At 46.5% G+C, this 20,960-nt stretch carries 20 protein-coding genes and 3 pseudogenes; 16 read left to right on the forward strand and 7 right to left on the reverse strand.

Going from position 1 to position 20,960, the window contains the following annotated elements; genetic code table 11:
• Positions 1–17: 17 nt before the first annotated feature.
• The 6 genes and pseudogenes from D6M16_RS22730 to D6M16_RS16715 all read right to left on the reverse strand — a co-directional run.
• Positions 18–392, reverse strand: a pseudogene (locus tag D6M16_RS22730) (exosortase-associated EpsI family protein); the annotation flags it as partial.
• A gap of 285 nt (positions 393–677) precedes the next feature.
• Positions 678–1,505: pseudogene (gene xrtA, locus D6M16_RS22735) on the reverse strand (exosortase A); the annotation flags it as partial.
• Complete coding sequence (locus tag D6M16_RS16700) at positions 1,456–2,700, reverse strand: TIGR03087 family PEP-CTERM/XrtA system glycosyltransferase (RefSeq protein ID WP_120512942.1); 1,245 nt, start codon at positions 2,698–2,700, stop codon at positions 1,456–1,458. The pseudogene xrtA and the gene D6M16_RS16700, both read right to left, overlap by 50 nt.
• A 19-nt stretch (positions 2,701–2,719) precedes the next feature.
• Complete coding sequence (locus tag D6M16_RS16705; protein ID WP_120512943.1) at positions 2,720–3,763, reverse strand: FemAB family XrtA/PEP-CTERM system-associated protein; 1,044 nt, start codon at positions 3,761–3,763, stop codon at positions 2,720–2,722.
• Positions 3,696–4,631, reverse strand: a complete 936-nt coding sequence (locus tag D6M16_RS16710) for an XrtA system polysaccharide deacetylase (protein ID WP_120512944.1) — start codon at positions 4,629–4,631, stop codon at positions 3,696–3,698. The genes D6M16_RS16705 and D6M16_RS16710 overlap by 68 nt, the downstream gene beginning before the upstream one ends.
• Before the next feature lies 1 nt (position 4,632).
• Positions 4,633–6,033 carry a TIGR03013 family XrtA/PEP-CTERM system glycosyltransferase gene (locus D6M16_RS16715; protein WP_120513232.1) on the reverse strand — a complete coding sequence of 467 codons (1,401 nt, stop codon included), beginning with the start codon at positions 6,031–6,033 and terminating at the stop codon, positions 4,633–4,635.
• 261 nt (positions 6,034–6,294) lie between these two features.
• On the opposite strand from D6M16_RS16715, the gene D6M16_RS16720 reads away from it, so the two are divergent.
• From D6M16_RS16720 to D6M16_RS16770, 10 genes are all read left to right on the forward strand, one after another.
• Entirely contained in the window at positions 6,295–6,888 is a 594-nt protein-coding gene (locus D6M16_RS16720) for an XrtA/PEP-CTERM system exopolysaccharide export protein (protein ID WP_205576921.1), read from the forward strand.
• A gap of 11 nt (positions 6,889–6,899) precedes the next feature.
• Positions 6,900–8,456 carry an XrtA system polysaccharide chain length determinant gene (locus D6M16_RS16725; protein WP_120512946.1) on the forward strand — a complete coding sequence of 519 codons (1,557 nt, stop codon included), beginning with the start codon at positions 6,900–6,902 and terminating at the stop codon, positions 8,454–8,456.
• Positions 8,453–9,454 (forward strand): XrtA-associated tyrosine autokinase, encoded by a 1,002-nt coding sequence (locus D6M16_RS16730; RefSeq protein ID WP_205576922.1) that lies wholly within the window; start codon positions 8,453–8,455, stop codon positions 9,452–9,454. Before D6M16_RS16725 ends, D6M16_RS16730 begins: the two co-directional genes overlap by 4 nt.
• A 55-nt stretch (positions 9,455–9,509) precedes the next feature.
• Positions 9,510–10,883, forward strand: coding sequence for a TIGR03016 family PEP-CTERM system-associated outer membrane protein (locus tag D6M16_RS16735; RefSeq protein WP_162941083.1), 1,374 nt, complete (start codon positions 9,510–9,512; stop codon positions 10,881–10,883).
• Positions 10,884–10,885: 2 nt separating this feature from the next.
• Entirely contained in the window at positions 10,886–12,052 is a 1,167-nt protein-coding gene (locus tag D6M16_RS16740; protein ID WP_120512948.1) for an XrtA/PEP-CTERM system-associated ATPase, read from the forward strand.
• Positions 12,053–12,704: 652 nt separating this feature from the next.
• A complete protein-coding gene (locus tag D6M16_RS16745; protein ID WP_120512949.1) occupies positions 12,705–13,277 on the forward strand; it encodes a tetratricopeptide repeat protein in 573 nt (190 codons plus the stop codon).
• A 116-nt stretch (positions 13,278–13,393) separates the two neighbouring features.
• Complete coding sequence (locus D6M16_RS16750; RefSeq protein ID WP_162941084.1) at positions 13,394–14,251, forward strand: hypothetical protein; 858 nt, start codon at positions 13,394–13,396, stop codon at positions 14,249–14,251.
• A 39-nt stretch (positions 14,252–14,290) separates the two neighbouring features.
• Entirely contained in the window at positions 14,291–14,872 is a 582-nt protein-coding gene (locus D6M16_RS16755) for a hypothetical protein (RefSeq protein WP_120512951.1), read from the forward strand.
• 73 nt (positions 14,873–14,945) lie between these two features.
• Entirely contained in the window at positions 14,946–15,476 is a 531-nt protein-coding gene (locus tag D6M16_RS16760; protein ID WP_120512952.1) for a hypothetical protein, read from the forward strand.
• Between the two features lie 161 nt (positions 15,477–15,637).
• On the forward strand, positions 15,638–16,438 hold the full coding sequence (locus tag D6M16_RS16770; protein WP_120512954.1) for a restriction endonuclease: 801 nt from the start codon (positions 15,638–15,640) through the stop codon (positions 16,436–16,438).
• Between the two features lie 127 nt (positions 16,439–16,565).
• Here the strand turns inward: D6M16_RS16770 and D6M16_RS16780 are convergent.
• A pseudogene (locus tag D6M16_RS16780) lies at positions 16,566–17,722 on the reverse strand (IS4 family transposase).
• 175 nt (positions 17,723–17,897) lie between these two features.
• Here D6M16_RS16780 and D6M16_RS22305 point away from each other — a divergent pair.
• From D6M16_RS22305 to D6M16_RS16800, 6 genes are all read left to right on the forward strand, one after another.
• Positions 17,898–18,437: a hypothetical protein gene (locus D6M16_RS22305; protein ID WP_162941085.1), complete on the forward strand. Its 540-nt coding sequence runs from the start codon at positions 17,898–17,900 to the stop codon at positions 18,435–18,437.
• A 142-nt stretch (positions 18,438–18,579) separates the two neighbouring features.
• Positions 18,580–18,852: a hypothetical protein gene (locus tag D6M16_RS16785; protein WP_120512955.1), complete on the forward strand. Its 273-nt coding sequence runs from the start codon at positions 18,580–18,582 to the stop codon at positions 18,850–18,852.
• A gap of 127 nt (positions 18,853–18,979) precedes the next feature.
• On the forward strand, positions 18,980–19,153 hold the full coding sequence (locus D6M16_RS22310; protein WP_162941086.1) for a hypothetical protein: 174 nt from the start codon (positions 18,980–18,982) through the stop codon (positions 19,151–19,153).
• Between the two features lie 89 nt (positions 19,154–19,242).
• A complete protein-coding gene (locus tag D6M16_RS16790) occupies positions 19,243–19,566 on the forward strand; it encodes a hypothetical protein (RefSeq protein WP_120512956.1) in 324 nt (107 codons plus the stop codon).
• A 44-nt stretch (positions 19,567–19,610) separates the two neighbouring features.
• A complete protein-coding gene (locus D6M16_RS16795; protein ID WP_120512957.1) occupies positions 19,611–20,081 on the forward strand; it encodes a Dps family protein in 471 nt (156 codons plus the stop codon).
• 238 nt (positions 20,082–20,319) lie between these two features.
• The gene (locus tag D6M16_RS16800; RefSeq protein ID WP_120512958.1) at positions 20,320–20,721 is read left to right on the forward strand and encodes a hypothetical protein; all 402 of its coding nucleotides are present in this window, start codon (positions 20,320–20,322) and stop codon (positions 20,719–20,721) included.
• Positions 20,722–20,960: the final 239 nt, after the last annotated feature.

The following is a 20,960-nucleotide window of genomic DNA, read 5'->3' on the forward strand; positions in this document are numbered from 1 at the left end:
TCCCTGGTGTGATTTCATCACCGCTGGTGGCTGTTTATTAAGATCACGCTGTGCTTGTTTGTGCCGACATCAATGATGTCTTGTATCTGGTTATCATTCAGCTCAGTGCTCGCTATTGCAAAGACATCAGAGATACCTTGCTGTCCGGCCAGACGGTAAGACGCTTTCATCAACTTGATCGCCAGCGGATTGCTGCTGCAAAACGCGTTTACACAGTACCAATAGATAACCCGCATGCTGTTTCCCTTCGCATTGGACACCGTCATTGATTTAGCATGAATACCGGCCGGTAACGTCACGGACTGGCTATTGTCGACAGACCAGATGTCTTTATTGAACAGCTGATTGCTACTGCTGATTAATTCGCCGTCCTGTTGCCAGATGTTATAGCGGGCGGTATAGAATTCGGCTTTACCGTCAGCGGTGCTCTGGCGCTGGCTGTGTTCCGCGTACGGGAAGGAGATGCCCCAGTCGGTCAGCATGGCGGGTTGGGCAGGGTCGGTGCGTTTCTGCCGATCGGACAGCAGAAGCCGGCCCTGATCAAGCTGCTTTGTCCACAGGGCGGCAGACATGAAAATCAGGGAAATTATGCCAACTACTCTCCATATCTGGTGAGATGATACTGCGGACTGTTGGTTTGGCAGTTTGCTGAAAGTGGGGGGCGGATCTGAAAACAGACTGGCGGTATAAAAGATCACCAGTATGACGGCACTGAAAAAGATCCAGCCGTACACCAGATGATCTGCCCCGGCAGCATATTCCATGTTGCTGTAATGGCCTATCATCACAATGCCATAGGCCCTGATGCCATTAGCAATGATCGGGAAGATAAATGAAAAGGCCACAAAGAGCGTACGCTTGTAGACTTTGGTGAAATGTAAATAGGCGAATAGCGTGCCTAATGCCACGCTGGATATCAGAAAACGGATCCCTGAGCAGGCTTCTGCCACGTAAAACCGACCATTGGGAATGGTCAGGTATAAGCCCTCCCGGTAGACAGGTATCTGGCTGATATTGAGCAGCCAGACGGAAAGATCGGCGGTGATGATCTGTAGCTTGGGAATCAGGCTTTCGCCAAAGGGGACAGCAAAGAGTAAATAAAGCAAAGGGAACCAAAAATGGCGAATGATGGCACTTCCCAATACCGCCCACAACAATAGCTGAAGGCTGACTATGGCGGCAATATGCTCAAATAATCCGATACTTGCCGCCCTGCCCAACAGCCACAGGAAGCATGATACGACAAGCAATACTGCCGCAGGCCAACTGACAGATGGCCGCAATGTCGTCATGGCCTTGCGCTCTCGCCATACCAGCCAGAGACAGATCGGCACCACCAGGAAGCAATGCTCATAGGTTTTAGAATTGGCCCAGACACTCACCATATTACTCAGTGAGGGCCAGAACAGCCATAACCAGCCAATGACGGGAATGGTCAGGCGCAATCCGAGCCGGTCAGACATGTTGAGCCTCAAGATAGCTGAGTACAGGGGATAGCTTGGCATCCCAGCTGAAATTGTCCTCAATCCACTGTCTTGACTGTGTGGCAGCGCGAACAGGGCGGGCTAGTTGTTCGCATACCCAGTTGGTGACATCCTGCGGTTCGTCTGCCACATACAGTGTCTGTCCCATTACATTGTCCTGAACAACTGTATTCCCAGGGTAGTGTTCAAGCCCTTCCATACCCTGGGGGGTGGTAAGAACAGGTTTTTCCATCGCCATCGCTTCCAGTATTTTGTTCTGAATACCTCGTGCGATTTGCATTGGCGCGATGGCGGCTTTGGCATGGAACAGATACGGGCGCACATCTTCAACCCGTCCGGTGACGACTATGCCGGGCAGCCGGCTAAGCGCCCTGACGCTGGCCGAAGGCGATGATCCGACGATATAAAACTTACTGTGAGGATGTTCCTGAAGCACCTTTGGCCAGACTTTACGGGCAAACCAGGTCACGGCATCCACATTGGCCCAATAGTCCATAGCCCCGGTAAAAACCACATAATTATCGTGCTGAATCGGATGTTCGGTCACAGGGCTGAATTCGGCATTCGGAGAGAAATAGCCGCTGTCGATACCGTTTTCCAGCGTATGAATTTTAGTTTGTAATGCGGGTTCAACCATGGCCGCAAACGACTGCCGTTCTGTTTCAGTGACAAAGCAGCTGACATCAAAATCGGCACAAACTGCTTTTTCAAACTTGGCGAGTGTCCGGTATTCACGTTGATACAGATAACTGGCCACTCCCTGCTTTTTCTGGGCATACTGGCGCCATTTTTCTGAATCCACGTCCACGAAATGCATGACTTTGTGCAGCGAGGGACGCGCATTGAGCAAATACTGCGCCATGCTGCTGGAGAACACCAGAGCACGCTCGATGGGGTGCTGGTTCAGGGTACGCTGCACCCAGTCAGTCATCGCCGGATGAGAGTAGTAGGGCAGTGTAATGGGTTGTCCTTTATAAAGCGCCTGCAAGCCTTTGAGGCGGGCCAGGGTCGGATGAAGGGTGATGAAACACACATCGCGACACAGTGCCTCTACCTTTTGACGATACTGCTGATCATGCTTATCGTCGATAAAACAACCCAGATAAACATCAAAGTGCTGACTGAGAAATTTCAGTAAATGATAACTGGCAATCTTATCGCCTTTGTTGGGCGGATACGGGATTCGATGACAAAGGTATAGCACTGCTGGTTTCATTGTCCTGCTCCATTGTCGCTTAGCCAAGGTACTTCGAGATAGGCGGTCCGATAAGCTTGCTGATGCCAACAGGCATGCTTTGCCAGGCCTTTATGAAATAACGATATTTCGGGTTATTAGGGGACAAATTGGGGGGCTGTTTTGCTTTTACCAGCGCGATACGGTAGTGCAGCGGCTGCTCTTCCATGCCCCAGTGCTTTTTATAGTGGTAGGCGCCTGAGTCAACTTTACTTCTGCCAAAGTCAAACACTTCTGCCCCTTTAGAACGGGCAAGCAGCATTAGCTGGTAATACATAAAGTCATTACTTTTTAATTCCCTTGCGGCTTGCGTTCCGCCACCGTAGTAGGGCAGTACCTGGTTTTTATAGTAAAAACTCAGCACCCCAGAGACAGGAATCCCGGAAGCATCACGGATAACCAGCGTATTACAACGCTGACCGAAGGTATGCTGCAGCTTTTTAAACAGCGCAGGATGAAACACAGGCGTACCGAGGTTTCTGACACTCTCCGCGTAGAGATCAAAACACAGCCCGGGGTTATCCTGGTCGTCCCAGCTCAGTTTGTTGCTTATCGCATGGCGGATAACCGCTCTTTGTTTACGTTTGATACCAGAAAGAATGGCCTCCGGGTTGTCGGCCAGCGTGTTCCTGAAAGTGGCATGGTGGCAATGACGAAACCAGGTGGTATCACAAGGTTTTTCCTCGCGATCCCGCAACTCAATATAATCAACCTCAAGTGAGCAGCCCAGTTCAAAGGCCGCCGTTTCTAATTGGTATCTGACGTTTTCATCATCGGACAACACGCCGCCATAAACACAGAAAGGGGTTGAAATCAGCGCGTGGCCAAACAAGGCACTTTTCTGCTCGAATAACGGCAACACACCAACCAGCTTATCGTCTTGCAGTGCCAGCAAATAGTGAGGTTGATGACCGAATACCTCTTTGATGACATCCAGCCAGCCAGTTAAATGGAAAAAACTGCCGTCCTGATGCGCATCAACGTAGTGATCCCAGGCTATGCAGTCGTTCCGGTTCAGTTTTCGGATCGTCAATTCCTGTTTCATCGTTATGTCCATTCAGTTGATAGGCCTGGCTGACAGTGCTCCACTGGAAATCCTGCAGCAGATGGTGAAGCCGTGCTGTCATGTGTTCAAGGTTGAGATAATGCCGGAAGCGCGATTTGAGTGATGCCTGCGTTATTCTGGGCTGTTGTGCATCTATTTCCCAAGGGTGAAAATAAAAACAGAACGGTTGTTGGTATTGCTCAGTAAAACGCCGGATAAGATGTTTGCTGATAGCATAAGGATACAACCGGAAATAACCGCCACCACCGATTGGCAGATTGGTACCGAATACCTGATAGGTTGGAATGGGTATTTCAACCAAACCTTCATTTCGCTGATGAAGAAAGCGTGGCCAGTCCGGGTTACCATAATGATCGTGTCTGACCGGATATGTGCTGCTGCTGAAAGTAAAACCAAGACGATGAAGAATATTAAATGCCCACAGATTAGTGTGGTCAATTGAAAAGCTGGGCGCCCGGTAACCATTGACATATTTACCAGAGAGGTCTTCTATCAAAAACTTACTGCGGCTGACATCCTGAAAAAAGGCTTTCTCAGTTTGCTGGTTTGCTTTTACATGATGATAGCCATGGCATGCCAGTTCATGACCTTGATCTGAAATGGCTTTTATCAGGGAAGGGCATGCATCAGCCACCCAGCCGAGAATAAAAAAGGTCGCTTTAACATCATGTTCAGCGAAAATATCCATTATTTTTCTGGTGTTGTAATCTACACGCAGCGGGTAAGATTTCCCCCATTGTTCTTGCTTAATAATGGATGAAAAGGCAGAAACATGAAAATAATCTTCGACATCAACAGTCATTGCATTGACGATTGGACGGCGAACCGGAGAATTAACTTCTTTCATGTTATCGCCCCTTACCAAACAGTACTATTTCAGAGGTTCTGATCAGTATCAATATATCGAGTATTACGCTTTTATGTTTAATGTAATAAAGATCAAACTTGAGTTTCTCAATGGTATCTTCGATGTTATCGCCATAGGGGTATTTTAACTGGGCCCAACCCGTCAGACCGGGTTTTACATACAAGCGGTGATTATAATAAGGAATTTGTTGTTCAAACTGGCTGGAAAAACTCGGACGCTCAGGACGAGGGCCAACAAAATTCATGTCGCCTTTCAGAATGTTGATCAGCTGAGGAAGCTCATCCAGCCGGTATTTTCTGATGACACTGCCGACACGCGTGATGCGGGGATCCTGGCGGCTGGCCATTTGCTCACCTTGCGACTCAGCGTCAGTTTTCATGCTGCGAAACTTATAGATAGAGAAACGTTTGCCTTTCAGCCCGACTCGCTCCTGAGAGTAAAGTACCGGTGCACGTAAACCGTCTTCCCATTTTATCATCACAATGATGGCGATCAGTATGGGCCAGGTGATCAGCAACAACAGCATGGCAATGGCGCAATTAAACAGCCAGTACAAACAGCGTCCCACTTTGTTGCCGGTAGCATGCGGGTTGAAGATCACCCAGGACGGATGAATATGGCTGACTGCGACCTGTCCGGTTTCCCGTTCAATGAAGTCAATGATATCGATGACTTGTACCCCTTCCATCTTGCAATGGAAAAGACTGTCGGTGGGCAGGTTACCCCGACGTTCATCAGCAGCAATAATGATTTCTTTGATATGGTTGGACTTCACAAAGGCTTCCAACGAGCCCGAAATGTCGAGAACAGGGGTGACATTTGCGTTTTCCCGGTTATCGCCCGGCATAGGCACATAACCTGTCAGTTCGACATGGACCCGGTCGGATTGCCGTCTCATGCAGCGATTGATAAGGCTGGCCCGTTCACCTGCACCCAAAATGAGCACTTTGAGCCTGCCAATCATCTGATAGCGTGAACGGATAGCGATAAAGCGCACGATCATCAAACCAACCAGCGCACTGCCATACATCCACTCACGGCTAAAACCGGCAGGAAAAGGCAGGGGAGTGATCAGGTACAGGCTGGTGGACAGCATGTACGCCAAACTAATGGCAACCAATATTCTGACAGTGATGCCGCGATATGACTCTCTGAGTTTTTCATTGTAAAGTCCTACAGCTAGCAGAGCCAGTTGAATTGGAAGTGTATAATAAATGAGATTAAGAACATTTATTAAGATGCCTGGATACTGTAAATAGGCCGGATTGAAATAAAAAAGAAATAGTTGAGTCCCTGCAAAAGTGCCCGAAAGCATTAATATATCTGCAAAAATAAGCACGGCGTTGCTTAAATTTAGATCGTGAAATCTTGAGTAAGTCATAATCACCCTTGTCCCAGGTGTAAATAAATAAAATGCCCCTTCCTGTATTGAGTATCGGCAAGCATAAAAAATCTGCAAAATAAAAAAATCATATATAGTTAATTTAGTTCAATGACGTTTTTGCCTGCTGTAATTGCAACTTAGTTGGACGCTTCTGAACCTTGGAAAAGGTATGTGAGATACGGACTTATACGCAGGATGGATGCTGATATGACAAGAAGTGGTCACCTATTGAAGTTAACCTGTTTGACGGCTGCCACTATGATGCTAGTGACTGGCTGTACCTCAAATTCGTTGCCCTCTTTACCTAAGGCTACCCCTCAGCCTTCTTTGACAAAAAACATCAATCAATACAAATACCTGATAGGCCCAGGAGATACCCTCAACATTTTTGTCTGGGGTAACCCTGAAATATCCGGTGCCTATATTGTTCGTCCGGATGGCATGTTAACAACATCTCTGGTGGACGATATTCCGGCATCGGGGCGTACGCCGACTGAACTGGCTGGCAGTATTGAGGCTCGTTTGGCGGAATATGTCCGGGATCCCATTGTCAGCGTGATCGTACAGGGGTTTGTGGGGCCTTACAGTGAACAGGTGCGAGTGATTGGGGAAGCGCAACAACCCATGGCTATTAACTATCGGGAAAACATGACGTTACTCGATGTGATGGTGGCTGTTGGCGGCTTAACGGATTTCGCAGACGGCAATGATGCCCGTTTGATCCGCGTGGTTAATGGTCAGCAAAGGGCCTATGGGCTGAACCTGGGTAACTTGCTGCGTGATGGCGAGATTGGGGACAACGTCGACATACTGCCTGGTGACATCATTATTATTCCGGAAGCCTGGTTCTAATTGGAGGTTACATGCAGGAACAATTTCAGAACCTGATTGAGTATCTGCACAGTGTGTGGCTACGCCGCAAGTGGATCATCATAGCCACCTGGGTGATCTGCCCCCTTGGATGGGCTGTGGTCACAATCTGGCCAAACCAATACACAGTTGAAGCCAGAGTTTACGCGGACACACGCTCGATATTGCAACCTTTGCTGAAAGGCCTGGCGATACCGAATGATTCGAACCAGGAATTGAGTCTGATGGTGAAAACCCTGCTGAGCAGGCAGAATCTGGAAACCATTGCCCGCTATACCGATGCAGATTTGAAAGCCACCACCAATGAGGAATATGAAGACATTCTTGCTGAATTGAAAGAAAACATTGAGATCAAATCCGCGGGCAGAGAAAACCTGTTCAGTATCAGCTACAGCGGTACCGATCCGGTTTATGTCAAAAATGTCGTGCAGTCGGCCTTGGATGTGTTTGTTGAAAATACCTTAGGCAAAAACCGGCAGGATACGGATAAAGCCAGTGAGTTCATTGCGCGCCAGCTAACTGATTATGAAAAGCGGCTGGCGGATGCCGAGCTTAAGCTGGCTGAATTCAAACGGGAACATGCCGGTTACTTACCCAGTTCCGAAATGGGTTTCAGAGGCCAGTTAGATGCAGTGAATGCCGATATCGAAGACACTCAGCTTGAGTTGCAGGAACGGCAGACGCAACTGGAAACGGCCAAGCGTAAGCTGAACGAGGAAATGGCACTGGCCGCCAAAAATCAGGGCGCCCAGCGCACCGAATATGATGACAGACTGGATGCGCTTCAGGTCAGGCTGGACAGTCTGTTATTCCGTTTTACGGACAAACACCCGGATGTGAAAGAAACCAAACGGCAGATTGCGGAACTGGAACGTCAAAAGCGTGCATGGCTGGCGCTGTCGACCGATGATGGCAACAGTGATTTCAGAAGCACTGAGTTTTTTCAGAATCTGAAATTGCTGATCAGTCAGTTAGAGAACGAAGTCGCCTCGTTGCAGGTTCGCGAAAAGGCGCAAACAGATAAAGCGCTGTTCCTGCAGGATAAACTGGTTCGTATGCCAGATGTAGAAGCGCAACTCACAGGGTTAACCCGGAGTTACGACATTACCAAAAATAAATATGAAGAGCTGTTGTCCCGACGCGAGTCCGCGCTGATATCCCAGAAAGTGGGGGCGGCGTCGGATGATATTACCTTCAGGGTTGTTGATCCGCCACGAGCGCCGCTGAAGCCATCCGGGCCAATACGCCCATTGTTCTTAGTTCTGGTACTGATTGCAGGCTTGGGAGTGGGGGTTGGACTTGCTTTCCTGACCAGCCAGCTCTATCCGGTTGCCACGTCTGCCAACCAGTTGTACCAGCTGACAGGAATACCCGTATTGGGCGGTATTTCACCGACAGAGCAGTCCGGCCTTGCTGCGGCTGCACGTAAAGAAAAATGGCGTTTTGTCTGGGTGAGTGCAGCACTTGTCGTGTGTTTCCTGGGTTTCATGGCGTTGAATGTCGTGACTTCAATTCATACGCTAATCATGCAGGAGATGGGTTGGATATGAGTATTATTCAAAAAGCGATGGAGAAAAAGTCGGCCAGTCAGAACAAAAAAACGGGGAAGCCGGCATCAGATACTGATCGGCCTCAGAGCTCAGAACTGCTGTCTGGTCAGTCATTAATTCAGGACTTGGTTCATGAAACCGACTCAGCCAACACTCAGAGCCTGAGCCAGAACGTTGAGCAGGAAGCCATATTCAAACCCATTCATCAGCCTGTGATGTCAGACGGATTTCCGCAAGCCTGGCGTCGGCCGGAAACCATAGAGATAGATAGCGAGCGGCTTCGAGAGTTAGGCATGGTTTCGCATACCGATAAGCAGGTAAATGCCGGTATCACCAATGAGTTCAGGGCCATAAAACAAAAATTGTTTCATACCGCTTTCGGCAGCGGTGCTCAGTTTCAGCAAAGAGCCAATTTGTTAATGGTGACCAGTGCATCTCCGGGCGAAGGCAAAACTTTTACGGCAGTTAATCTGGCGCTCAGCATGGCATCCGAGAAAGACAAAACAGTCTTACTGGTTGATGCCAATGTGCTGAAACCAGGGGTCAGTGACATGCTGGGCATACAGGCACAGGCGGGACTGATTGATTTCTTGCAAGGGAGCATCACTAACCTGTCGGAAATCATTTATCCAACGTCTATACCGAATTTGCGCCTGATTCCGGCTGGTAAGCCCCATCATCTGAGTAATGAGTTACTGGCCAGTAACAAGATGGAAAAACTGATGAATGAACTGGCACACCGGTATCCGGATCGTATGGTGATATTTGATTGCCCGCCATTGCTTGGCATTGTTGAAACCATGACCCTGTCCAAGTTGCTGGGTCAGGCATTGGTTGTGGTAGAGCAGGACAGATCGAGGTTGGACGATGTAGAAGTCGCGGTGTCTCAACTGAATAAGGATATGGCAATCGGGTTTGTAATGAACAAAACCGTGCGCAATGTATTTGGTCAATACAGACATGGACATGAGTATGGCGCTACAGAGGATCAATCCTAGTTTATATTTGCTGGGAAGCCTTTCACTGTTAGGTCTTCCCAGCCAGGCGGCGGATGTGAAGTTAACGCCATACGCAGGAACAGCAGTCACTTTTACAGACAACGTAGACAGAACAGCTACTGATCCACAAAGCAGCTTTATTACTGAGCTGGAAGCAGGCATCGAAGGGACTATTGAAGGTAACCGGGGATTAATCAGCCTGGATTACACTCTGGGGTATCTGTATTACACCGAGGGTGAACAAAGTGATGAGTTGTATCAGGATTTAGATTTTATCGCATACAAAGGTCTGGGTCGCAGTGGGTTTCAGGTGGATGCCAGTGCGTCTATCGATAACATCGCCAGCGACATCGCAACAGATGCGAATGCCGATGTGATCAGCGGGAATACGATACAGAGCAATGAAGCCGAAATAGGTCTGAGCTATCAAACCAACCCGCTGAGCACCATGGACTTACGCTCCAGAGTCTATACCAATGTTATCAATAACGAAGACGACATAGGTAACTACACGGGCTGGGGCGGTAATATTGTTTACGCTAATGGGCGTTCGGTACGGGATGCATTCTGGCGGTTAGGGGCATTTTATGACTATCGAAAAGGCCGCGATGATGGCATTTCCACCGAATTTACCCGACTCAATGAAGTCATCGGACTACAGACTATCAGCGGATTTTCGCCATTCTTGCGGCTCAATTATGAGAATTATGACGGTGTAACGGATTCCTCTGAGAATGAAATTTTCAACTGGGGTGGCGGTGTTCGCTACTTTATCGACCGCTATTCCTACGGGGAAGTGAGTTACAACTTCTCAGAAGATGATGTGAACAGTGATTTTTGGGCCGGTGCGATCAACCTTAACCCAACTGATAAAACGCGCCTTTATTTCGAATACGACAAGCGAATTAAAGGGGACAGCTACGCCGCTGAAATCCGAAATCGTACACGGCGCTGGACCAATACCCTGACGTACACTGAATCACCGGACAGTTATGAAAGGGACAGATTTGTTGATGGCGGGCGTATTGACGAAATCTATCTGAGAAAAGAAGCACGCTGGCTGTCTGAACTGACGCTCCGTCGCACACAATACAGTTTTTCTCTCTATCAGATAGACAGGGAAACGCTGGAGTCGTTGTCTGATCTGACAGACGACAACTCCCGGGGTATCGAGCTGGATGTGGATCACCAGCTGTCCCGCGTGTTGTCCGGCCATATTGGCTATGCCTATGAACGTTATGACTTTACGTATCTTTCAACCGGTGATGAAACTGATGATTACCATACGTTCAGTCTGGACACGACCTACTTTTTCCGGCCTGAGTTGTTTACTCAGACCGGGGTAGAATATTACACGCGTTCATCGTCGGACTCGGTAAATGATTACGATGAAACCCGGCTTTTCATCGATGTAAGGGTGGAGTTTTAGCTATGTATGAAGCGCATTTTGGATTTACGGATAAACCGTTTAAGTTAAGTCCCGACCCACGCTTTTTCTTCGCAAGTCCTCATCATGAGAAAGCGCTGTCCTATCTGCAATACGGGCTGTCTTTAGAAGAAGGCTTCATTGTGGTTTCAGGGCCGATAGGCACAGGGAAAACCATTCTGGTTCATCGGTTAATGTCCAGTCTGGATGAATCTGTCACTGCGGTCCAAATTGCTACCACCCGGCTTTCGCCAGATGAACTGGTGAAATTGGTTGCCGCTAAATTTAACGTTCCCACGGAAGGGATGAGTAAAGCCGATATACTGAAGCGGTTTGAACAGCACCTGTACGGGCTGAGGCAGCAAGGCAGGCGCGCAGTGTTGCTGGTTGACGAGGCGCAGAACCTGCCCCCTGAAACAGTAGAGGAGCTGAGAATGCTGTCGAATTTTCAGTTCAATGATAAGCCGCTATTACAGAGCTTTCTGTTAGGCCAGGAGGAGCTGAAAGGCATTATCCGCCTGCCTGAAATGGAACAGCTGCGGCAACGTATCATCGCCTCCTGCCATTTACAGCCGCTGACCGCCGATCAGGTTAAAAGCTATATGCTGCATCGCTTGGAATGTGTCAACTGGCGGGGAAATCCAAGCCTGAGCGACGGCGTATTCGAAGCCATCGCCCGATACACCAAAGGCGTGCCGCGAAAAATTAATATACTTGCAGACAGGATTTTTCTTTATGCCTGCATGGAAGGCCTGACAGCCATCAATACCGTCAATGTTGAACATGTTATCGCGGAGATGAGCGAAGAGCTCCCCGGAGAAACACCCAGAAGCAAAACATCAGCCAATATGAACGGCGATACGCCGGCAATGCAGCCAGACCCGTCACGCGGGTATTCCGCGCCGTATAAAAATCATTTTGATACGGACAGACAGCCTGAAACCACCCACGCTTTTCAGGCGCTCAATGACATTGAAAAAGTGCTGGATAATGTGATTGAACGTAAAATTGCCACCATCCGCAAGCTGGACCAGTTATTAATCAACAAGCGGAAAATGCTGTTACAGTCGGGCGAAGAAGGCATTGATGATGAGCTGATCCTGAATGAAGATTATCCGCCAGGGTTGAGGGAGAAGTATTGGGTGAGGAAGTTGATGGAGTCTTCTGACTAGGGGGATTTCATTCAGCGGGTGTAATTTTTGTGGCTGAGGATTCTGGTGCAGCTGAGGTATGTCGCGCATTGGGTTTCGTGACTCATTTGACATGGGTTGATGCGCGCCAGGTACTCTTTTAAGGCAAAAAGAGTACCCAGAAATGCCTTGTTGTTCTTTGGTGTGGTCCGGGTCGGTTGTAGGCGCTCCCGGCGCCGACAACCTAAAAATTCGTCCTGAATTTTTCCCTGATTTTGTACCTTCAATACACATTACCAAGCCGTCATTCCCGCGACAGGCGGTAATCCATAAAGCGAGTACGTTTTTGGTGGCTGGGTGGGTATGTCGCGCATTGGGTTCTGTGACTTCTTTGTGTTCGGTAAGTGACCGATGTCGCTTTTCTCCCAAGCGTATGTGTCGCTGATTTTTGGGGTAAGTCATGAAATGAAAAAAAAAGCAAATAATATCAATTGGGTAGCATCAGGCGATTGAGTAAGATACACGACATGGTGTCGTATATCTTACTGACGGGTTTATATGATACGTGTGTTTAATTGAATGAAATCAAGTGATTAGTTAGGTTTTTCCTGAATTAGTTACACGACAGAGTTATGTGACACCATGTCGTTGAATAAAATGTTAGATGTAAGAGTTAACCTCGGAAAATTTCAATATGCCATCAGAAGAAAAATACATGGAATTATTCACTAAGGGTTGCAAGCTATCCGAAGGGCTAATTCAATTAGATGGTCAGGTGCCAAAGAAACCAGGGTTCTTTGATAAGCGAAAGCTTAGGAAGGCCAAATCCTTGCTTAAATTGGCTGCCCCTGAGAGCCCAGATAATGCTGCACCTTATCTTATGCTTGCGAAAGTCTCGCATAGCCTGGGGGAAAAGGACGAATCATTAAATTACCTCTTGAGGGCTTGGGAGCTTCAACCTGCTAATCTTATACTCGTCATCGAGTTGAGCGGAGCTTATGGTGTTTTAGGGAAGCATAAAGAGGCTATCTCCGTTCTGGAAGAAGGTATTAAATACCATCCTAATGAGCCGCGAATATTGTTTAACCTCGGTATTTCCTACTTGCTTGAAAATGTGCCTAATCTTGCCGTAAAGGTATTTCAAGAGGCCGTGAGGGTAGAGCCAGATTTTTCACAGAATCATGCTCTCCTAAAATATTCTCAGGAAATATTATCTGGTCAAAAGGTGGCTCCAAGGAATCAGGCCGAAATTGCGCAAAACATCTAACAAGTCAAAGCACGCGGACATGGCAAAGCTGTCACCTTTTTTGTTCCAAAAAAGCCGCCATCTTCACCATGCCGGTGTTTGAGGCGTTAGATTTCACGGAGTAAGGGTTACCAATTGTGAGTGATGGAATAACAGGTAAAGCTACGTATAAATGCACTAATTGTGGCGCAAAGCATTACCTTCATAATGATGACTTCTACTTCGAAGCAGAATCTGGCTCCGAAAGAGGTATGGGCGGAGAAGTCCAGTATTCATATGAACTAGACGAAAAATGCCACAATTGTGATGCTGACATTCACTTGAAATTCGAAGTGTGGGAGTATCCAGTTGGCATCATTAATATGACTAATGAAGAATCATCCGGTGCTGAAATAATCGAAAGTGATTTTGATATTTACCATGAACCACCTCGAGAAGAGCATGAAGAAGCGGCGAAGCTCGTAAAATCCCTAGTCCTTTTCAAGTTTGATGCTTTTGCAGAAGCGTTTGTTGAGTTCTGGGTAAAAAGCTACAAAAGATCTCCTCAACCAACAGCAATTATATCGTTCATTTCTGTACTGTTAGCCTCTGCTAGTTTAGGTTTAGCAATTTATTCTTCAGAGAAAGCGAGAACAGAAAAACTAAATAAGCCTGAGAGTTACACTCAGCAGTTTGATCTGTTAAAGAATACAGAGAAGAATCTGAATGACTTATCTGAATTTATCTCTAGTAAAAAAGGCGAGATTGAAGCAACCAAAAGCCTGATCCAAGAGTTAGAAGTAAAAAGATCAGAATTAGAGCCAATTGTTAACGCAAATCAAGAGGTGGTCGATGCTATTTTCTCACAGCAGAGAAGAGACTTTGAAAAAACGATCTGGACTGAAAGAGGAATAAGTTTTGGTCTCGGGATACTTGCTTCACTTATTGCATCAATAATTTGGCACTTTGTAGGTAGGTTCAAAAAATCTAACAAGCAAAGGCAGGCGGACGCGTAAGCGCGCCGCTGCTTTGGGCGTTAACTGCCAGGAGGCAAAGTGGGAATTCAAAGGCAAGAAACACTCATTCACTGGAATTTCTTCTTATCAATTGAGGAGGATCTAGATAGGCTCGGTCGTTTTGTAGATTTCTCAGCTAATGACGAAGCGTTTTCAATTGAGATAGCTAGGCTATTTCTTGCAGCTAGCGCTGAAGTTGATGTGGTTTTGAAGCAACTATGTAAAGCTATAAATCCCGGTAGTACGGCGTCGTCGATCAATGCCTATCAATCCGAAATTGTTTATGCACTACCAAACTTTAAGGAGTTTGAGGTTACTGCCCCCAGATATGGACTTACGCTCAAGCCTTGGACTGATTGGGGAGATAATCATCCTCCTTTCTGGTGGCAAGACCACAATAAGGTGAAGCACCATCGTCATGAGCATTTCGAGAAAGGAAACTTAAAGAACTGCTTAAATTCTATAGCGGCTCTTTATGTTTCAGTTTTGTATCTTTATCAGCAGCAGGCTTCAGAGGGTGAACTTTTGCAGCTTCCAAAATTATTCAACGTAGGTGACCGATATTTTGGCTGCCCTCAAATGGGTCGTTATGGCCACTCCTTCAAGTACAACCTGCTATAGCAGTTAACAAACGCGTCAATTAGGACGCTCGCAAGCTCGCGTCAATTACGCGGGCGTTATATGGTAGGAGTCTATGAACGATAAAACGTATCAATATGAAAGAATCGAAATTCCAAATAGCAGCGTACTCGATTCGGCTGATCAGTTTTACGATGGTGCTGAGTTTTTGAGGCAGTTACCGCCTATGTCCGGCGTTTTACTTCCTATGATTACCAATGCTGCACTCGCCATTGAACTATATATTAAATCACTGTGTGTCCGTTCAATTATCAAAGATTACAAGAACTTTGGAAATGGCGTGTATGGTGGGAGAGTTACTGAAGAACCCTTAACAAAAGGTCATGACTTAAGCTCATTACTACTTATTGTTGGCAATGAGGTAATAGATAACATTGATTCTTTACATGCTGATGGAGCAATACAATATTCATTCTCCGAGCTGGTACAACTCGTCAAGCCTTACGATAAGTTGTTTGTGGAAGCGCGTTACTCTTATGAAAATGATGCTCTTTCAAATTTGGATATTACAGGTTTGTTTCATTGTTTAACGACACTTCGTTTTACTATTCAAAAAATAACTAGAATTGAGCGAATTTTGGCATAACCATATAACAAATTGTTTAAGAGTGATTCGGCACGCGTGGCATTTTTACTATGCGTTAGGTTTAGTGGTTAAGGTGCTATGCGGAGGCTAGGGCATTGCGTGCCTCACACCTCAACAAGGCGTTAGCCATTTCGATAAAATATAATTATTGAAGGTGATTAATGCGTCAAGAAGATTGGTTTATCTTTCAAGAGGAAATATGCGAACACTTCAACGCTATTGGAGCAGAAGCTGAAACAAATGTCAGCTTAACTGGTGTCAGGACAAGCCATGATGTTGATGTGTTTGTAAAAACTAAATTTTTGGGTATCGACCTAAAATGGATTGTTGAAGCAAAGCACTGGAAACGTAAGGTAAACAAAGGTCACGTATTAGCTCTTCGCAGCATTGTAGAAGATCTAGGGGTAGACAAAGCATTTATTGTTTCTAGCAGTGGATTTCAATCTGGAGCAATTGAGGCTGCGAAGAATACCAACGTTAAGCTCTTAACACTTGACGAACTCAAAGAAGAAACTAAAGGTTTTATCGAATCTGAAATACTTAAAACCTATGAGGCTCGCTTGGACTTACTGGAAAATAGATATTGGTCTCACTCGAAAGGAATTCGAATTAAATATGGGCTTCGACATCACCTAATGGACTTTAAGCTCAAATTTACAGGACAAATGCTATTGGGTGTTGCGAGAAAAGCAATAATGGCTGCAACTGATCGGAATTATCCAATTATTCTAGACACGCTGCATGAAGAGCATCAAGGAGAAATGCAGGCTGACAATTTTCAGCAACTGCAAAACTGGTTCAATCTCAATTTTAATCACTTTGAAAGTAAGTTGCTTGCAGCTGAATGGGAAATGCACCAAAACGGAGAGTACAATCCAGACTGTATTCTATATACGAGTGATGATGTTACTCCTTCTAAGGTTATGGCAAAAGGTATGTACATGGCTGAAGGAAACGGCTAACAAACTGTTTAAGAGTGATTCGCAACGCGTGGCATTTTTACTATGCGCTGCGTTTAGTGTTTAAGGTGGTATGCGGTAGCATCGGTATTGCGTTGCTCACACCTTAAAAGGGCTCTGGCGGATCCCCTCATAATTTCCCCAACCCACAAGTGTGCGTAAGGCGTTGATATTCGAACATCGCCCAGTGATATTGGGACTCTTTAATCTTGTATCGTCGATGGCTCCTAACCTCTTTTCCTAGCCTTGGGATTGATAAAACACGTCGATGCTTGATGGTGTTGGCTTGGAAGTCATAGTGCCATGTTGCTTGTATGGCGATTAACCCATTCCACCTCATGATGATTTCAGCCAGTAATACCATGAGCAGTAAGATGTCGATGCGCTTGTTACAGCGAGTGCGATTATGACAAAGTGCTTGGCCGTAAGCAGGGCTTTTTAAATCTCGGAACGACTCTTCGATTTGCATTCGCTTAGCGTATAAACGGGTGATTTTGACGCCATTTAGTACATGGTTGGGGATGTTTGTAACTAGAAGCCAAGGCTCTTTCACCCCTTTGTGGAACACCTTTCCTGCAGAGTGTTTCTGACAAGTTCGGCTGTGTCGATGTGCTTTCCTGCCTTTCGGTTGGCTTTTATATAGATAGGCAAAACACTTAAGCGGGGAGCGCCTTGCAAGTTGGCTTTCTCCCAAAAACAGAGGTTTGTCGGTTACTTGCGAATAGTAGCTTTTGTTCCATCGCCAAGGCGCATCACCACATTTAATTGAGACTTCGCCACGCACGCGCCCCAGCAAACCCAACCTTTATTGGCGACTTGCCTGAATCATGTATTTCTAAAGCCCGCGTCAGAGACGATGATAGGTGTACAGCCTTCGGGCAGCAGGGCTTGCAGCTTGTTGAGGAAAAGCTGATGACTCTTGGGGGAGGGTTACACTTTCACGGCAACTGAAGCGCGCAATGTCATATGGCGAAGTTGTTCGCGAACATCAGACCAATCAACGAGGACGACAGGAAAAGGGTTGGCACGGGTAATAAACGAAGCATGCCATTTATAGATGGCATCCTTTTCTCGGTGAAGATTTTGATTCCCGAGCAATCGGTCGATGCGTTTGATGGCATGATTGACCGTGGTACTAGTATCAAGGGCGCCTCCGATTTTGGTGAGGGTGAGATCGGAGCCATCGAGCACCGTTTTGGTGGCAAGCATCAGAGATCTAAGTCGTTTTTTGTGAATGCCAGGACATTGATTCTCGAGAGTTTGCTGTAGAATTTGAACGTCGCGTATCGTTAGGGTTCCCTATTAAATCCATTGAATCCGGTGTCTTTTTGGCGAAATTCATTAGATCAGAATGAGCGATTTGCGTCTACTCATTGTTTTATAAAGAAACTATGAGGGGATTCGTTAGAGCAGGGCGTTAGCTGACAAATTAACTCAGAGGGGACGTGGATTGGAGAAGATCGTGATATCAATCTTAAGTATTTTTGGATTGTTAGTGTTGGTAATAGTACTTGGTGCAAGCTCCTCATATGTACCATTAGAAACGCTTGAATCAACAGTTTTTCCGTATTCATCACTTGCAATATTAGCCGCCATTATTTTTGCTTTTAGTTTTTACAAAGGAACAAAAGCGAAACCTGCAGGTTTTACTTATTTGGCACATCATTACAAAGTAGGTAAATATAAAGAGTTCTTCTTTGCCTTGGTATCTATACCACTTTTTAGCTTTTTAATGGGATACTTCGTGTACATGGTTGTTGCTACAATTCCTGCTTATCCAACAAAGTGGTTAGGCGAAAACATTTATGTAAAGTCATCTACATGCATCAAAACAGGAAGAGATAAAACACGTGGTAGTTGGTCTTTATTTCATTTAGAGAATGGAGAGGAATGGAAAGTTGTAGGGTTTGGTCAGGTTTGTCCTAGTTTTAAGCTGTCTTGTGACATTAGCTATAAGAAAGGTATTGCGGGATTTTATGTTCACGATATTAGATGCAGCTAACAAACAATTCAATCTGACAGCCAATGCGCGGCATTTTCAGTTCCAACAAGTTTAGGTGTAATCGGTGTGTTGCTTTGGGTTCAGGTGTGCGTTGGTCTGTAACTTAATTGGGCGTTAACTGTACGAAAGTATCGAGAGAGTAATGTCGAATAAAACCGTTCTAGAAAGGCTTTTAGTCGAAATAGACGAATACGATAAAAATCGTAGGGATCGCGATGCTTTTGCGCAAAGGGTATATGAGTCAATCGAAGCGCTAGAAGGAATACCTTATTCAGTGCAACAGCAATGTAGTGATTGGCATTACAAAATAGAAACCGAGGGTTACTTTGAGGCAGAGGGCTCTGAGTCCGAAACCCAAGAAGTAATCCTTAAACTTAAAGAGTGGGTCAATGAGCTTATTCAGGCGCACAGTTAACATAACCAAGCAGCATCGCCAGCAAAGCTGGCTGGACCTCGCTACGTTCGGCCGCTGTTGGCGGTGTTGGGCCTAATTTCGGTAATGCTATGAACCAAAAGCTATTTCTAACTTAGGGTAAAAATACATGGATGTATTTTTAGGTTGTCGGCGCTGGGAGCGCCTACAACCGACCCGGACAATACCAGAGAAACAAAGGCATTTCTGGTTACTGTATGTGCCAGCAAAGAGTAACTGGCGCGCATCCAACGATGCTGAGAAAAACACCGAACTCAAGCGCGACATACTTACTCAGCCTTAGAAATCGTACTCGCGGTTTGGATTCCCGCCTGTCGCGGAAATGACGGATTGACAGTGTATATTGGTGACACAACCCCAGGGTAAAAATACATGGATGTATTTTTAGGTTGTCGGCGCCGGGAGCGCCTACAACTGGCCCGGACAACACCAGAGAAACAAAGGCATTTCTGGTTACTGTTTGTGCCAGCAAAGAGTAACTGGCGCGCGTCACACCACGGCGATAGATACACAGAACTCAAGCGCGACATACTTACCCAGCCATTAAAAATCGCACTCGTTGAATGGATTCCCGCTTTCGGCGCCGGGAGCGCCTACAACCGACTCGCAAGAGATGATGTCCTTCAAAGTGGCCCTGTAGATCACCCCCTCACCTTGGTGATCCTCGCCGTTGGTACTAAAGTTATGTTTGGCTAAATCAATGCCATAGATGAATTTTGACACCAAGAGAGGAAAACAGGATGACTAGCATTGATATTGGAATAAATACAGAAGATAGACAGAAAATCGCGGAAGGTTTAAAACACCTTTTGGCTGACTCATATACCTTGTATTTGCAGACACATAATTTTCACTGGAATGTGACCGGACCCCAGTTCCGTGAATTACATCTGATGTTCGAAGAACATTACACCGAATTGGCAGTAGCTGTAGATGATATAGCAGAGCGCATTCGCACCTTGGATGTGGCTGCTCCGGGCACTTACAAAGAGTTTTCGAGACTAAGCTCAATCAAGGAAGTGGAAGGCGTTCCGAGTTCAGAAGAAATGGTGGACTTGTTAACGAAAGGGCATGAGCAGGTTGTGAAAACCTCACGAGAGGTCTTAAAGTTGGCGCAGTCTGCAGACGATGAATCAACGACAGCGTTAGTTTCAGACCGCATGCGGATACATGAAAAAACATCATGGATGTTACGGGCCTTAAGGAAGTGAGTGCATCCAGCTCCTGCTTGGGGACTGGATGATCAACCGCGATAGCGTCAGGTTACATCGCATTGCAGACATCATGGCAATGAAAAGTATTGCGCGTGTTTGACGAAATCAAAGCGATTTACAGGATTCACAGACAGTGACATGGTGGCCTCCGGTTAGTATTAAATCAGACTGACTAGTTTTGGCGAAGTCTGAAGGGGGAGCCCATGTCATTCGTTAGGTACTATGGGTGCAGGCAATGCCGGCGGTAGTGGCTTTAAAGGCACTGGTTATTTGGGTTGGCATCCTGGCTCTGGCTGTTGCCAATGGCGTGCTGCGTGAATCGGTACTTGTACCCAGATTTGGAATGCCGGTCGCGCTCGTACTTAGCGGTTTGCTGCTCTCAGTTTTAATCATTGGCGTGGCGTATTTTACCCTTCCATGGCTGCATATCAGTCGGCCTCTCGTGCTCTTTACTGTCGGAGCGGGTTGGCTTGTTCTTACACTCGTTTTTGAGTTTTCGTTCGGGCTTTGGCAAGGCAAGTTGTTGTCTGAGTTGCTTGAGGCCTACACATTCAAAGGTGGCAACATCTGGCCTGTCGTTCTTGCAACAACGTTCTTTGCCCCATACATCGCTGCCAAGCTGAGAGGATGGGTGTAATTCGCCTGCAACCGGCCCGGACCACACCAGCAAACTCAAAGGTTTTTCTGGTGACTGTTTGTGCCAGCAAAGAGTCACTGGCGCGCCTCAAACTGTGCCGGTGAAAATACCGAACTCAAGCGTGGCATCCGATCCGCAAGAACTGACGTTATTTTTAAGTGGCTCTGTGAACAACACCTCGCCTTGTTGAAACTCACCTTGGATACTGAAGCACTGTCTGGCTAAATGAATACCATAAA

The organism is Photobacterium salinisoli, assembly GCF_003614885.1.
Classification (GTDB): Bacteria; Pseudomonadota; Gammaproteobacteria; order Enterobacterales; family Vibrionaceae; genus Photobacterium; species Photobacterium salinisoli.